Genomic DNA, 15,109 nt, shown 5'->3' with positions numbered 1-15,109 from the left:
AAATAAAAAATAGTTGATGTTAAAAGTCCATTCTACGTATCTGTCCGGACATCATCCCAATCTTGATCCAGATAACAGATCAGCCAATTGAGCGCACGGTGACGTTCGTAGGCCACTCCGCCATTCAGACCCCCGGGAGGTGTTTGCTCCTTCACACGACTGTCTACACACACCCAGTTGTACCGGTAGATTAGATCCGCTGCATCCAAAATCTCACTTTTAGAGCGAAGCTGTGCCCCGGCTACAAAGGCTTCAACATCGTCACATTGCTGCAAATACCCTACATCTTGTCCTACGTTACAAAGATTTACCGGAGCTCCAAGTTCCTTGACGTAGCCAAGCGCCCATAACATCACATGATAAGCCTCATATCCCCATGAAAAGGAGATAACCTCCTGATGCTCTGCCCCATGCTGCTCCACAAATCTTCTCTCCACAGGTGAAAAGAATGAAGCTGCATCATACTTGTCGATCACTTCCTGGACCAGCGCTGCTGTATCTTCTGCGCTCTCCCCCGCCCCCAGGCATTCACCCTTGAGAGCTGCAATACAGAGGGCTACCGCGCGATCTGCGACTTGTTCTACACTGCGGATCGTTGTATGCTCATCCCCCGCTCTTGCAGGTAAATGAACATTGAATGGGATTCCTTGCTCCGTTAGAAGCTGCTCGGAGCGCTCTTTACGCTGCGTTGCAGATTCCGACGGGGGTCTGGCATCATCCAGAAAACTGGTGTGCGCTGTCACTTTGTAATCCTCTACTTCGGATTCTCCGTTGACATCCAACAGCAGCTGACCTTGCGCATTCAGCAAGGAGCCACCTCCCCAGAAGATGACTGCATCCAGGGCATCGGCCAGATGCAATAATTCATTAAAGAATTCTTCGGAAATGTCTTCTTCTGTCTCGATCCCAACAACCATATTCAGTGTAGAGCATTTAATAAGTACCTTTTCCTGTAGCGTAGCATTCTTTCCCTCAATCTGACTTAGAAATCCCAGCATCCCCTGAATCATTGCAGTAAATTCTTCAGGGTGGGTCTGGCTCGTCATGATATTGAAGCCCTTTGTCTTCTTACTAAATAACTTCTTACGTGTAACTTGAATATGGGTTTTGTCTTCCTTACGCTCAATTGTATCCTGAGGGTATATGGATTGAATCATTTCAAACAGCTGATCCAGGTCAAACTGCGAGCTGTATATCGCACAATTTCTCATGAGGTTCACCTTCTACTTTTCAATTAGTCCTTATACGGGTCGAATTCATTGCCCCCGGCCATCGCGACACCTACGGGACGCATGATATGGTTGATTTTCAAGGTATGCGCATGCGCATTCAGCACGTCCTGCAGCTTCTTGTACACAAATGGACTTTCATCCGTTCCTGCACCCCGAAGCTCCACACCATAGGCACGAATCGCCGCTTGCATCTGTTCCTCGCTGATCTCCCCACCCATGCGTGTACGCAGCTTATAATTCATTTTGCCAGCCGCCTGGGTTCGGCTCATAGTGCGCCCTGCACCATGCACGGTGCTGCGGAAAGACTCGGTATTCTCTTCGCTGTGGATTCCTTCCACGATCACCGAGATATCTCCCATGCTTCCGCCCACAAAACCGAGCTGGCCCGGTGCCAGCGGCGTTGCTCCTTTGCGGACCACCACCACGTCTTCGCCCATATGCTGTTCTTTCCAGGCAAAGTTATGATGGTTATGAACCGAATATTCTGCGCTCGCTCCGAGGATGCCCAGAACCTGCTCAATCACATAATCGCGCCCTGCATAAGCATAACGGCCTGCCAATGTCATCCCGTCCCAATACATATCACCCATTTCACTCTTGAGGTCAAACAGTGTTGGTGGTTGGTCCATCGATTCTCCCGGCGCTTTGCCACTAAACGCACGTCCGGCAGCCAGATTCAGAAAACCACTGGCGACCTTATGCCCAAAGCCACGACTGCCAAAATGGTTTGCAATCCATACTTTACCCGTCGCCTCTTCCACAAAAATATCAACAAAATGATTACCACTGCCCACAGTCCCGAGCTGGTTGCGCGCGAGTGTCTTCAACTTGTGTTGTAGTCCAGGCTCAATGGAATCAAACAGCTTCCAGCTGGCATCGTCGAACAGCTCATGCTCCACAGGGTTGGGATTGTTGCGTCCTACACCAAAGGATATGGTCGCATTAATATCATCCATAATCACAGCAATCTGATCCCGTATATCATCCCACATCAGGTTGGTGCGCACTGCCTTGTTACCGCAGGCAATATCATATCCAACCCCTGACGGACTGATCATGTTCCGGTAGGCAACTACGCCCCCGATGGGCTGTGAATATCCTTTGTGATGGTCTGCCATTAGAGCCACGCCCAGTACATCTCCATACTGCGAGCAAGTCACCGCCTGACTTACCGCATTCTCCAGCGGCTCCCCCCAGACTTTAATGTTATCTACGATACGCATGATCTGGTTAACCTCCTTTTGTCTTCATTAAAACTTACAATTAAATATGTACATTGAAACATATAAGTCCCTGCCCACAACTTTCTTTATTTTACCAAAGAGGGACCCTTCCCGAAACTATACATTCCTTCAGCTCAAAGATATCCGTATAAAGTAAAAAAAGAGAGCTAGGCTCTCTTTTACATGATCAGTCCCTATTTTATTTCTTACTGATCTTAAACTTGAACTCCCACGTCGCTGTGTTACCCGAATAACGCCCTCTGTTCTCCGTCACAACTACGGATAGGGTCTTGTTAATTGATTTGGTAATGGAGGAAACCTTAACGTTCATACTTTTGCTCCCCAGATCAGGGATTTTGTCCTGCTCTTCGGCATTCGCTTGTAATTTCAGCGTATCTGTAGGTTTCAGATTCAACGTGACCGACGAACCCTCCTCCAGGCTCTTGCCGTTCACACTTGCCCCTATGGCCCATTCATTACCAACGGAATTGTTCTCCACCAGTTCTGCACTGACAAGCGTCACGGTCACTTTAACCGTCTTGGCAGCGGCATAGGATGTTGGGGAACATACAGCGAATACCAAACTCAGAATCATCAAAACATTAGCCCATTTTTTGAACACGAGAGTGCCTCCCTCATATCAGTTCATTTATTTCGAGACTATGCCTTATTCGCCCTGCTCCTTAAGTAGTCCTTCTACCTATTAGACATTTTCCGTGATATATTGATTAATTAAAATGCTTCCGATAACCCTGAACTTTCTCATCTTTAAAGCCCAGCTTTTCATAAAAAATATGAGCCTCTTTACGCTGATCACCAGACACCAGAATCATGTATTCACATCCAAGATCTCTCGCAATGTGCTCAATCTGAAGCATAAGCTTCTGACCAATTCCCTGTCTGCGTACCTGATCGGATACAATCACATTCTCCACAACCATGAAGGGATTGCACTGCCCTGCCAGATCCATACATTCAATACCCATAACTGATCCGGCCAGTTCGCCGTTGTAAAATGCACCGAGTACATGGTAGTGTCCATTTTGCTGGATATAGTGAAACATCTTCTGCATCTGTTGTTCATTAGTCGGTGTACCCATCAATTCGTTGTATAACTGACTTAGCGCCGGTAGATCCTCAAGTTCGATTGCTTTAATGGTAACCATAATAATCCTCCTGATTTTGCCCTATTTCACATACGCTGTCTTACGTTAGGTCCTTCTTAAAATAACAATGACTGTGTCCGGTCGGTGCATTCTCGATCGTTGTGATCAATTGGTAGCCATGCTTCTTGTAAAATTCAGGTGCTTGATATGAGAATGTGTTCAATTGGATGAAGTCACAGGATTTCTCGCGCGCAATACGTTCAACCTCACGTAGCAACTGGGAACCATAACCTTGTTGCCGCTGATTTGCATCCACCCAAAGAATATCAACCTCCAGCCAGTTCCAACAAAGTGTACTAAGCACACCTGCAACTATCTCGCCGGTCTCATTTTTGATATTGAAATTCAGTTCTTCGTAACGATGCCTTAATTCCTCGCTCACATGCGCAGCATTAAATGCGATAAGTTGCTGGCGAACATACTCTGAATCCTCTGAAGTACTTGGATTGATGTTTATTTGGGACATCCTCTTCTCCTCCTTCTCGTCATTACTTCGTGGTAAACATCTGAATAGGACCTTCCCAGTCAGGCTCTCTAACCTCTTGGTATTTATTATCGGTATAGCGTGCGATGACCTTACGCCAGAAAATCTGAGCAGGCTCATTCGTCTCCATCTCCGCTACTTTCCATGTCCCAGGGAAAAGGTTGAACACATGGATGGCAGCTTGCGCACCCATTCCCAGCTTTCTGTATTTTTTCATTACAAAAAACTCTGCCATAGCGTATATACTCGTTCCCTGTTCACTCTCGATTTCACGAATCAGTGCGAATCCCGCCAATTGTCCTTCTACCCGAAACAAAAAAGGATATCTGCCCGCTTCTGTCCAATAATGGTCCAGGTACACATACTCATATAACCCGTTTTCGTTAACATCTTCCGGGTCATACTCACTAAAATCGTATTTGTACAACTCCATCAGATTACGCAAAGTTGATTTATGTTGGTAATCCGCCTTATGAATCGATAACATGAGATTATTTCCTTCTTTCCGTTAGGTTTCGCAGGGGTTCTTTATTTCAGTAGTCTATAATTTACTAAGATATAGTTCAATCCTGAGAACAGCGTAACTCCTGCCGCCAGCCATAATAAAATCATATCAACCCGCACATCCGTCAGCAAACTGAACGGAAAATTATTCAATAATACAGCGATGATGGCTGCCACCTGCAGCACCATTTTGATTTTGCCATATCGATCAGCAGCCAAGGCAATTCCCTGTTCACTCGCAATCATACGCAGTGCTGTAATGACAATTTCACGTCCAATGATGATCACAGCAATCCATGAACCGATCAGATTCTCCTGAACCATCATAATCAGTGCAACCGAAATCAAGAGTTTGTCTGCCAGTGGATCAAGCAATTTCCCCAGATTGGTGATCTGATTATATTTTCGGGCCACATACCCATCCAGCTTATCCGTACCCGCAGCCAGTGTAAAAATAATAACGCCAATCACCAGACCATGCTGATCCAAAAAACGAATAAGTTCACTCGACTCCAGTATCCATGATGGCAACGGGATGAAGCACAACATAAATAAAGGAATCAATGTCATTCTTGCCAGGGTAATCTTGTTAGCCAGGTTCATGGAAAACCTCCCTCTACTTCACTCCAATATGTTGTGATTTCTCCACCCTTGCGCCATCCTCCTTTTTTTCACAAAAAAAGAAAGGGCAGACTGTATATCATACAGTTGCCCTTCTTCGGAATTTTTTAATGTATTCCTCTGTTCCTCCTCCTCTGGTCTACAATGATTCCTTAATCACTCGTTTGTAATACCATATGGACAACAGGCCGAAGATGGAATACAACAACGTATACACTATCATGACGATTACAGTCGGTGTGGCAAGTTCTGTACCGAAGAAAAACCAGCCTGATTTCACGGCAAAATAACTATGGCTCAGTCCCACAACAAGGGGAATGCCGAAATTAAACAACTGCTTGAACTGAATTCCGCGTAACAGATTGCTTTGCGTAAACCCGAGTTTGCGCAGAATCGTATAGTTTGATTTCTCTTCTTCGCTCTCATTCATTTGTTTGAAATAGAGGATACACCCGGATGTAATCAAGAAGGTGAGTCCCAGGAAACCAACAATGAACATAATCAGGCCCATACTGGTACGTTGATTATTTCTGAACTCGATCTGGGAGAAGCTTGGGGCCTTCAATTGCAGATCTGCAAAAATAGCATATGCATTCTCGTCTTGCCTCGAATCTGTAATTTGCACACCGTAATAATCGGTCGCTTGCCCTTTTTGAAGTTTTGGATCAAGATCCTGCGCAAGCTCTGCATAAATCGATTCATCCACAACCGTCACGGGCGTGCCTTGGTTATAGTATACGGGAAGCACGCCCTGTTTCGTGGTTCCGATTAGCTGCTGGTCAATCGTTTTCTTCAACCCGTGAAGAACAATGGGACCTTCATCCTTAATAGAAAAGAATTGCTGAATCACATTGCCATATCCCATGAAAATAACTTCGCCTGGTTTCAGGTCGATGTTATCCACCATGCTGTCACTTAACACACTGCTGAACAATCGATCTTCCGACAGGGAGTCATTCATGACCTTCGATGCATCAATCTCAATATATAAAGGTTGTCTGTGCTTTTCTTCATACGGAATTTGTTTGTTATCCAGCTCAGCAACAAAACGATCCTTTACCTCAGCCTGAGCAAATGAAAAATCTTCCGGCAGGCTTTCCTTGGCTTGTGCCTCTGCCGAATAATAGGAAATGTAACTGAGCGACAACAAACCTATGGCGAGTGCAGATACGGTAGTAATAATGGTCAGCAGCAAGGCATTCGACCTCATGCGAAACATGATGGAGGATAACGACAATACCTCATTAATGGAGAGATAGCCTTTTTTACTTTTGCGAATCAGATTAAAGAGAAAACTGACGGAACCTTTATAGAACAGATATGTCCCCAGAATAACCGAGAACAAAATCAAAATCATGGTGTACATTAACTGCTGCATATCCAATTTCTCGACGCTGAACAGCCGTGCAGACAGGATGTAACCGAACACGATCAGATCAATACCCAAGATGCCCATCAGAATCTGCCCCACAGATAACTTCTTTACCTGCTGCTCTGTTGTAGAAGACACCCGAAAGAGTGATAGAATACTCTGGGCTCGGATAAACGTGTAATTCATCAACATGATAAGCAGATACATGACAGCAAAGACAATCAGCGTTTGCACTAGCGCCATCGGTGAGAAGTATAGCTTCGTGATCACATCAACGCCAATAATTTTGAACAAAATCATCAATATCAGCTTGGAACCCAGAAACCCAATTAGAATACCGATTACCATAGAACCAAAGTAGAGAATGCAATTTTCCGCACTCAAGATGCCAAATATTCTCCCCTTCGTCAGTCCGATTAGCTGAAACAAACCGATCTCCTTACTGCGTCGCTTGATAAAGATCGTATTGGCATAGAGCAGAAAAATGCCCACAATAACAATCAGTAACACGGAGGATGCGCCGATCGCAGCCGCTCCTTTCGTTGATTCAGCAACCTCATCCATGGAGGGATCATACTGTAAGGTCACAAAGGAAAAATACAGGGCCACACTAAAAATCAGGGCAAAGACATAAAGATAATAATTTTTCAGGTTTTTCCTCAGATTGCGAAAGATGATGTAGTTCAGGCTCATGGCTGCACACCACCCAACACGCCCTGAGTTTTGATAATATCGTTGAAGAAAGTTTGTCGGGACTCGTCTCCTTTATTTAATTGGGTGTAGATCTGACCGTCCCGGATGAAAATCACCCTGCTGCAATAACTTGCGGCAAACGGATCATGTGTAACCATAATAATCGTAGCCTGATGCTTCCTGTTCATATCACTCATTTTGCCAAGCAGGTCCGAAGCCGATTTGGAATCGAGTGCACCCGTCGGCTCGTCAGCGAAAATAATGCTCGGATCATGCACAAACGCACGGGCGGCTGAAGTTCGCTGTTTCTGTCCACCCGAGATTTCGGATGGATATTTGTCTTTCAGCTCATATATGCCCAGCTCACGGGCGATTTGTTCGAACTTCAGGTGTGCCTCATGCTTCGGAATACTCGTAATCGAGAGCGGCAGCAATACATTTTCCTTCACCGTGAGGGTATCCAGCAAATTATATTCCTGAAAAATAAAACCGAGATAGTCTTTGCGGAACTCAGCCAGCCTTTTCTCCTTCATGCCGGTAAACTCCTGGCCTTCGATTTCAATTGTGCCCTGACTTACCCGATCGATCGAAGAAAGAACATTCAGCAGCGTCGTTTTCCCCGAACCCGAGGGCCCCATAATCCCAACAAATTCGCCTTTACTTACCCCGAGATCAATCCCCTTGAGGACTTCCTGTTTATTTAATTTGTTGCCATAGACTTTATGAATTTTTTTGGCTTCCAGTATCCACATATCCCACTCACTCCTCTTTGGTATATCTTTATCATAGGCGGGATGCTCCAATTAATCGTGCGATTCACCGAACAAAACCAAAAAGCATGTGACAATGTTGTCACACGCCTGCTAGGTGGATCATGTCATTTTTTCTCGGGAAGGTTAGCTTGACACTAGTGCCCTCTCCGGGAGCAGACTGTACTTTAACGTCTATACGAAGTGCTTGTGCCACCTGTCGGGTCAAATACAAGCCCATTCCCGTTGCCGTTCCTTCCAGTCTACCCTGAGTTGAAGTGAAGCCTTTATCAAAGATACGTGGTAAATCCTGCGCCTCGATCCCTCGTCCATAATCTTGAACAGTCAGTATGATGTGCCCATCCTGTTCCTTGCTTTCAATGACAATGTCAGAGGAATGACTATATTTCACCGCATTGCTAAGCAGCTGCCGTATGATAAAACCTAACCATTTGCTGTCGGTCAGCACCTTTGTCACATCTAATGACACGTCGAAGCCAATCCGTTTGGATATACACCATGACTTCAAAGCTCTAATCTCGCCGTTCAAAATCGGTTCAAGCTCTGTCTCTTCCACAAACAAATCATTATGCATAAATGGAATACGCTTCTGGTGAAGCTGCTGATCGAGCAGTTGGTGAATTCGCAGCCATTCATACGTCATCTGACCCTGCAGCTTGTCATCCGGCATTCGCTCAATCATTAATTGTAGCGCGGTTAAGGGCGTCTTCACCTCATGAATCCAGGACAGCATCTCATCCTTTTCTTGCTCCAGCAAAATAAAATGAGATGAGGACTCCTTCCGATAACGTTCGGTCTGGGAAGTCACGGCATCGTGCACAATCCGTTCATAAGGGCTTTCAGCGATATCCAAATCCCCTGGATCATAGGTATGATCCCAGGCAGTTAATCTTTTGTAGAAACGAGTCTCTCTTGGATATCTCGCCCAGATAAAAACGATGCATACCACCACATTCAGCACGACGATATAGGATACGGATCGGAATGGAATGGACGTGTCGATATAGGCTACAAATAAAAAGATGAGCTGCATGCTTATAAGCAACACTAACCAGCTTAGCTTTTCCCGTATGTACTTACCAATCATGTTTCATCCTCTTCCGTTGCCATGTAGCCCTGACCAACTTTCGTTTCGATATAGCCATCGAGTTCTAGCGGCTCTAGTTTCTTGCGAAGGCGATTGACGTTGACTGTCAGCGTGTTATCACTCACAAAATGTTCATGATCCCATAAGCTGCGAATCAGGTCTTCCCGGGTCACAATCTGATTTTTGTGCTCCACTAGCACTTTGAGAATGAACATTTCATTTTTGGTCAAAAGGACAGATTCATTGTTATGGGTAAGTGTATTTTTCACATATTCAATGGTAGCCCCACGCCATGTGCGCAGCTCAATCCGCTCTGTATTGTAGTTATACACCCTACGCAGGGTCGCCTGGATCTTGGCAATCAGCACATCGAAATGGAAGGGCTTCTGGATAAAATCATCTGCGCCCAGATGCATCGACATGACCATATCCGTAGGATGATCACGTGAGGACAGAAAGATAATCGGTACATTGGAATGGGCTCGAATCATGCGACACCAATGAAATCCGTCATACTGGGGAAGCTGAATATCAATAATCACTAGCTGTGGCTGAATGGCACTGTATTCCTGAATCACTTTGCCAAAATCTCGCACGCCATACACGTCATATGACCACTGGGATAACCGTTCTTTGATTTCACTGAATAACGATTCATCGTCTTCAATGAGCATAATTTTAAACATACCTTCACCACGTTTCTGTTCTTCTTGAGTATTGCCCGAAGCATATTGTTTGACAATCTACGGGGGACCGTTCCAGATACGGATCGTTCTTCCGATCGCTGTTGTCCCCAAATTTCCTTTATTAAATTTATTAAATGTAGAAATTAAGTGACAAAGGCGAACGCTACCGCTTCTTCAGAATCGATTCCGTCTCTTCCACTCCTGCCGCTATTACATAGAACAATACAAATTGTCGAGGCAAAGTAAAATCCATAGTCTCTTACCAATTTAGATGAATCTAAACGTTTATAACTTTTAATCTGTTATCCCTCCATAGTATGGAGGACCTTGCTTGGATCACTGATTTCTTCCATCCGTTCGATCAATTGCTTTGCGACATCTTGTGGCGATCTTAATTGGCCTGCTTCATAGACCTGACCGAATACCTCAGACAGTGCAAATTCCTCTGCATTTTTGCCTCTTGCCACAACCTGTAGCTCAGTATCTACCATCCCTGGATCGAATGCAATCACTTCAACGGGATTGGGTTGCCCGGATTGTTCCATCGCTACGCACTGGGTGAACATGTTTATTCCAGCTTTGGAGGTACAGTAAGATGCCATTGAAGGTGCGGGATAACTTCCTGACCCGGACGATACATTGACTATTTTTCTGCGTGTGGTCAGGTGGTTGGTATGTTGTATAAAAGATGAAGTCAGAATCATAGGCGCTGCCAAACTGATGTTCAGATTAAGACTGATCTCCTCTGCACTACACCGATCTATCGATTTCAACGGTTCCAGCATCGCTGCATTGTTAATGAGCCCGATGAATTCAACTTCTTGCGGTGGAATCTGTTCCAATATGCCTGAGACAAGATTGTCGATGCTATGAATATCTGCCAGATCAAACCGAACATGCTGGTAACACTCGTAGGCTTCCTCCAAGTCAGACGTTCCGCGTGCAATACCGTAGACGTGATCTCCCTTTTCCAATAACAGCTCTGCGAGCTGTTTGCCGATTCCTTTGGATGTACCTGTAATGATAAAATACCTTAGTCCCATATTCTCCCCGCCTTTCTCTCGCTCTGTGCAATATTGGTTAAACACGTCAAATCTATGACCCTTCCTCTATGACTACACGTTTGGTTTTCTCCACAATGTCACCCATAGGATGGGCAAGCCAAAACAATCTTCATCCTGATCCATCGCCTTCATCGGTCGCAGCTCCACGCATTCAAAAGGATCTTCCAGCAAATAGCGAAGCTTTTCTTCCGTAAAAGCCAGACCACCTTTCATCGACTTCTCACGGTATACCTCCCAATCGTCCATAACGCTCTCCGGTCCACCCTGACCGCCAAATCCTGGAGCAAAGCAGGTCATTCCAAAATACCCTCCAGGTCTAAGTCCGTTCTGAATCTTCTGTATGTAGGGAATTCGCTGATGTGGCAGCAGATGGTGAAGACAGCCCGAATCATAGACCAGATCGTACTCTTCCTGTGGCGTGAGTTCAAATGCTGATTTGCATTCAAAATTCACTTCAAGCTGTTCCTCCACAGCTCTTTCCTTGGCCCAGGCAATGGCTGTCTCTGAAAGATCATAAGCATCTACCTTATAACCCTGACGTGTTAGATATATTGCATTTCTTCCCGGGCCACAACCGAGCTCCAATGCTTTGCCCCCAGGTAATATTCCTGAGTTCACATGTGCTACCAGATTTTCATCCGGTTTGTTTGGAAAAAAGGGAATCGGCCGGTCTCGATCCTCGTAAAAAGGTTCCCAAAATTGCTTCGCTGATCTGAATTCTGAGTCAAGCATGTCATATAGATCCTGGACATTTTTAATCGTCTTCTCCATAACCACATTCCTCCTCAAATCCATATAAATTATCCTTCATATTCCCTCTTATGTTTCGATCTCTGTGCTCACCATTTGCCCGCTTCATCACGGTTTATACCCTAAATCAACTACCCTCTATTATAACATTTTCACCCAATCCAACTCTATTTTTCTTGTAAGATTCGAGCCGAAAACAGTCTGATTATATGTAAAAAAACGCTGTTTAGAAGAAAGTAATTCCCTGTCCTCTCAACAGCGTTATAATCCTTTTTATTCAGGATTCGATCAGCTTAACTTCTTCGTTAAATAGAGCACTACATCGTCGTCGATGATCGTTTCATCGCCCCATTTTAGATAACGATCATGCTTGTGAATGCCCTGTCCATCTGGTATATATCCACGACGGGCATACAGAATTTGAGCTTTGCCATAATCGGAGAACACCCCGACACCAATCCCGGCAGTTTCGGTTCGCTCATGAATGACTTCTTCTGCCCGGTCCATCAAACGTGATCCAATTCCCTGACGCTGATACTTGATCAGCACATTGAAATCATTAATTTCCGGAATACCCTGTTCCCTGAACGAAGGGTAATACGAATTCCACAATACATTCGCGTAACCGGCAAAAGCTCCATCCAATTCCGCTATCAAAGTCACCCGCTCACCATTCTGCTGCTCTGCAAGATATTGAATGTACTGCTCCGCCGATTTCGCCCAACCCTGTTCCTGAAACGCCTGCGAAATTACGACCGGGTCGCTCTCATCCATAAGTCTGATATGTATATTCATCGATGTAATCTCCTTAATATTACTAGATATTTAAATGTTAATTTCACAAGAAGTTAGATCCACAAAGTGTTCGTGTGTCCCTTTAGCAGAATATACCTTCCACTGATGCAAAAAAGAATAAAACATATCACCAAAATTCATGCCCTCTGGTAGTGTATCTACCATTTTCATTGCACCTATTTCGGAGTTAGGTTCCAGCGATAGAGCACGGAATTTTGTAATATTCGCATAATAAACCATACCAAACGTTCCATTCATTTGGTAAATTCCGAAAGGTTCTAACATGAACCTCAATGCTCCTGTCTCTTCGAACAGTTCTCTTTCTGCAGCCCTAAGAACTGACTCATCAGGTTCACGATTACCTCCTGGGAATTCCCAGCCTTGGCGTTTAAGGTTATGGATAATGACGTATTTCTCCTGAAACTGAGTAACCATGATGACATACTGAATCTCTTGTTCCAATTCATCATATTCACTGAGATCTAGCCACTGTTTCTCTATCATCAGAAATTACACCTCACATATTTCACCACTAGATTCCCAATCTGCTTCTAAGCGAGGTAATATGGGCAATGTGGTGTCTACCATGCCATGCATATACGCCCAAATTATAATCCAGTCTGGTCGTTTCTTTGGATGCAGGGTGATAAAAGGTTTTGGCATAGTCTGCATCCGTTAATGTGTTTAATAGCACTACCCAACGACGATGCAGCGCATCCAGGATTTGCAGGGAAAATTCGACGTCCAGCTCCCGTGAATCACTCAGTTCAGCCCATCGTTCCTCGTAATATGGTCTTATCGTAGGGTTATCCTCTGTCAGTGCCAGCTTGAAACGAACCATGCTATTCATATGGCTATCTGCCATATGGTGTATGACCTGTTTGAGCATCCAGCCATTTTCCCGGTAGGGTAACCTCAATTGTTCTTCACTCAATCCTTTGACCGCTTCGCGGGCGCGCTCCGGCAACTCCGCAATATCCTGAATCCACTGCTTCCGCTGCTCTGATGTAACCTCGCCTGTATGTTCAAATGTTCCAATCGGGTACCTCAAATCCATCAATCATTCCTCCTTGGTTAAATGGTTTAAATATACACATTGCACTCCTATGGGGCATACTCCATCAGCCAGCAGTCTCTCATTTTCCCTTCGTGCAGCTCATGTTCTGGTAACAGTCTGACCTTCCTGAAGCCACACTTCTCGTAACAGGATATGGCTCGTTCGTTCCATGATTGCGGGTCCATGACCACTTTCGAAGCTTGCTTATCATTGACCAGATAGGTCATCATGGATTGTACAAGTTGTGTGCCAATACCGCGGTTCCAATAATCAGCTTCTCCAATAAACTGATCTGTTCCATAGATGATTTCATCGGTGTCTCCATAACCATACTCATTCCGTTCTTCCTCCTCCAGTTCATAGAACTGGATATAGCCGATCGGTTTACCTTCATGTTCAACCATACAACGATTTGCCGTATCCTCTTGTCTATAAAAGTGATCTCTGACCAAATTCAGATCATGCGGCTGATCACGGCCTTCGTAATATTGAAGTACTACTGGGTCAGACAACCATTGAACAAGGAGCTGTTCATCCTTTTCATCCAGTAAACGTACCGTAATCTCATTCGATTGATAGATTAGCATCACTCTGCATACTCCTTAATGATCTCCAGAGGCTCTCCTGAGACCCAGCTCAGGTCTTTGCCCAGTAATTTTTCCTGATGAACATAATAGATCATCGGTTGCCGAATCAGTTCTGCCTCATCACCCAAAGGATGAATGGTAAAACGCACCTTGTACGTGCCCACCGCATCAGGTATGGAGAACCCTGCAAATTCAGTAATCGCTGTTGATGATTGCCTCTGTAACACTTGACGAAGAATCTCTTCCATTGCACCTGTGCTGCCGACGGAAGTAGGTCGAATAAATCGGTTGTCCTGTTTGTCATCAAAAGATATTGAACCCCAGCCAGCTACAAGGGGATATATAGTGTGCTGACCTTTATCTTCTTTTGTGCGTGTAATGGCTAATTGCACCTCGTATTCATCCGTAGCTGTCTGCCGAATCGTCCCCTTCATGTTAACATCCTGCGCTGTAATGCTTGGAGCCAGATTATTATATACAATGAAAGCTGCTACAATAATAATCGCAATGCCTGTTAGCCAAAATATCGTACTTTTTCGCATGTATTCAACCCCCAAGCTGATTAACCGTAAGTCTGAAGTAATTCTCTCTCCATTAGCCTCTGTGTAACGCTGTCCAGTTCCGGAGAAGCAGACCAATCACTATCTGTATTCAAACCATATTTAATCGTATGGATAACGCTATTAGCTGACATATATAAATTATGGTGTACTCCTGGTTGCACAATGACGTGATTTCCTTCGCCCATAACTCTCATTTCAAGCGTCTGATCATTCGTAAAATTTGCATAAGCGATCCAACCAGACTGCACAACATAGAACTCGATTATATGGTTATGAAAATGGCTATTTTGCCACGCTCCCTGAGATGAAGCTATCGTTCTGCAATAATAACTGCCATCCTCTGAAACCATTTTGTATTTCCGTTCCCCGTTAGCCATCTGCTCGAAGCTGGTATTCACATTATCTGGTCCTAAATTTTGTTCTAAAGTTTCTCTATCCAAAACACAACCTCCAGA

19 protein-coding genes are annotated in these 15,109 nt (G+C 44.7%); all 19 read right to left on the bottom strand.

What is annotated here, in order from left to right; translation table 11 throughout:
• Positions 1-32: 32 nt before the first annotated feature.
• Positions 33-1,211 (bottom strand): DUF4272 domain-containing protein, encoded by a 1,179-nt coding sequence (locus PTQ21_RS13705; RefSeq protein ID WP_274570240.1) that lies wholly within the window; start codon positions 1,209-1,211, stop codon positions 33-35.
• 23 nt (positions 1,212-1,234) lie between these two features.
• Complete coding sequence (locus PTQ21_RS13700; RefSeq protein WP_274570238.1) at positions 1,235-2,455, bottom strand: RtcB family protein; 1,221 nt, start codon at positions 2,453-2,455, stop codon at positions 1,235-1,237.
• A gap of 199 nt (positions 2,456-2,654) precedes the next feature.
• Positions 2,655-3,077: a hypothetical protein gene (locus PTQ21_RS13695; RefSeq protein WP_072734096.1), complete on the bottom strand. Its 423-nt coding sequence runs from the start codon at positions 3,075-3,077 to the stop codon at positions 2,655-2,657.
• A gap of 106 nt (positions 3,078-3,183) precedes the next feature.
• On the bottom strand, positions 3,184-3,621 hold the full coding sequence (locus PTQ21_RS13690) for a GNAT family N-acetyltransferase (protein ID WP_076289992.1): 438 nt from the start codon (positions 3,619-3,621) through the stop codon (positions 3,184-3,186).
• A gap of 40 nt (positions 3,622-3,661) precedes the next feature.
• On the bottom strand, positions 3,662-4,087 hold the full coding sequence (locus PTQ21_RS13685) for a GNAT family N-acetyltransferase (protein ID WP_090954371.1): 426 nt from the start codon (positions 4,085-4,087) through the stop codon (positions 3,662-3,664).
• A 22-nt stretch (positions 4,088-4,109) separates the two neighbouring features.
• Complete coding sequence (locus PTQ21_RS13680; protein WP_072734098.1) at positions 4,110-4,592, bottom strand: GNAT family N-acetyltransferase; 483 nt, start codon at positions 4,590-4,592, stop codon at positions 4,110-4,112.
• Positions 4,593-4,633: 41 nt separating this feature from the next.
• Positions 4,634-5,212 (bottom strand): CDP-diacylglycerol--glycerol-3-phosphate 3-phosphatidyltransferase, encoded by a 579-nt coding sequence (pgsA, locus tag PTQ21_RS13675; protein WP_090954369.1) that lies wholly within the window; start codon positions 5,210-5,212, stop codon positions 4,634-4,636.
• A gap of 157 nt (positions 5,213-5,369) precedes the next feature.
• Positions 5,370-7,295: an ABC transporter permease gene (locus PTQ21_RS13670; RefSeq protein ID WP_274570231.1), complete on the bottom strand. Its 1,926-nt coding sequence runs from the start codon at positions 7,293-7,295 to the stop codon at positions 5,370-5,372.
• Complete coding sequence (locus PTQ21_RS13665) at positions 7,292-8,047, bottom strand: ABC transporter ATP-binding protein (protein ID WP_090894957.1); 756 nt, start codon at positions 8,045-8,047, stop codon at positions 7,292-7,294. Before PTQ21_RS13665 ends, PTQ21_RS13670 begins: the two co-directional genes overlap by 4 nt.
• A gap of 100 nt (positions 8,048-8,147) precedes the next feature.
• Positions 8,148-9,152: a sensor histidine kinase gene (locus PTQ21_RS13660; RefSeq protein WP_274570229.1), complete on the bottom strand. Its 1,005-nt coding sequence runs from the start codon at positions 9,150-9,152 to the stop codon at positions 8,148-8,150.
• Complete coding sequence (locus PTQ21_RS13655) at positions 9,149-9,838, bottom strand: response regulator transcription factor (protein ID WP_274570228.1); 690 nt, start codon at positions 9,836-9,838, stop codon at positions 9,149-9,151. Before PTQ21_RS13655 ends, PTQ21_RS13660 begins: the two co-directional genes overlap by 4 nt.
• Before the next feature lie 302 nt (positions 9,839-10,140).
• On the bottom strand, positions 10,141-10,881 hold the full coding sequence (locus PTQ21_RS13650; protein WP_274570226.1) for an SDR family NAD(P)-dependent oxidoreductase: 741 nt from the start codon (positions 10,879-10,881) through the stop codon (positions 10,141-10,143).
• Between the two features lie 72 nt (positions 10,882-10,953).
• Positions 10,954-11,673 carry a class I SAM-dependent methyltransferase gene (locus tag PTQ21_RS13645; protein ID WP_274570225.1) on the bottom strand — a complete coding sequence of 240 codons (720 nt, stop codon included), beginning with the start codon at positions 11,671-11,673 and terminating at the stop codon, positions 10,954-10,956.
• 267 nt (positions 11,674-11,940) lie between these two features.
• A complete protein-coding gene (locus PTQ21_RS13640) occupies positions 11,941-12,447 on the bottom strand; it encodes a GNAT family N-acetyltransferase (protein WP_274570223.1) in 507 nt (168 codons plus the stop codon).
• A gap of 30 nt (positions 12,448-12,477) precedes the next feature.
• Positions 12,478-12,951, bottom strand: coding sequence for an NUDIX domain-containing protein (locus PTQ21_RS13635; protein ID WP_274570222.1), 474 nt, complete (start codon positions 12,949-12,951; stop codon positions 12,478-12,480).
• A 28-nt stretch (positions 12,952-12,979) separates the two neighbouring features.
• Positions 12,980-13,504: a YfiT family bacillithiol transferase gene (locus PTQ21_RS13630; RefSeq protein WP_274570221.1), complete on the bottom strand. Its 525-nt coding sequence runs from the start codon at positions 13,502-13,504 to the stop codon at positions 12,980-12,982.
• 47 nt (positions 13,505-13,551) lie between these two features.
• Positions 13,552-14,091 carry a GNAT family N-acetyltransferase gene (locus PTQ21_RS13625; RefSeq protein ID WP_274570502.1) on the bottom strand — a complete coding sequence of 180 codons (540 nt, stop codon included), beginning with the start codon at positions 14,089-14,091 and terminating at the stop codon, positions 13,552-13,554.
• Positions 14,091-14,633: a hypothetical protein gene (locus PTQ21_RS13620; RefSeq protein WP_274570220.1), complete on the bottom strand. Its 543-nt coding sequence runs from the start codon at positions 14,631-14,633 to the stop codon at positions 14,091-14,093. The genes PTQ21_RS13625 and PTQ21_RS13620 overlap by 1 nt, the downstream gene beginning before the upstream one ends.
• Before the next feature lie 20 nt (positions 14,634-14,653).
• Entirely contained in the window at positions 14,654-15,094 is a 441-nt protein-coding gene (locus tag PTQ21_RS13615) for a cupin domain-containing protein (RefSeq protein WP_090808521.1), read from the bottom strand.
• Positions 15,095-15,109 lie beyond the last annotated feature (15 nt).

Source organism: Paenibacillus marchantiae (assembly GCF_028771845.1).
Classification (GTDB): domain Bacteria; phylum Bacillota; class Bacilli; order Paenibacillales; family Paenibacillaceae; genus Paenibacillus; species Paenibacillus marchantiae.
The sequence above is the reverse complement of the archived record's forward strand: the minus strand, read 5'-3'. Positions and strand labels throughout refer to the sequence as shown.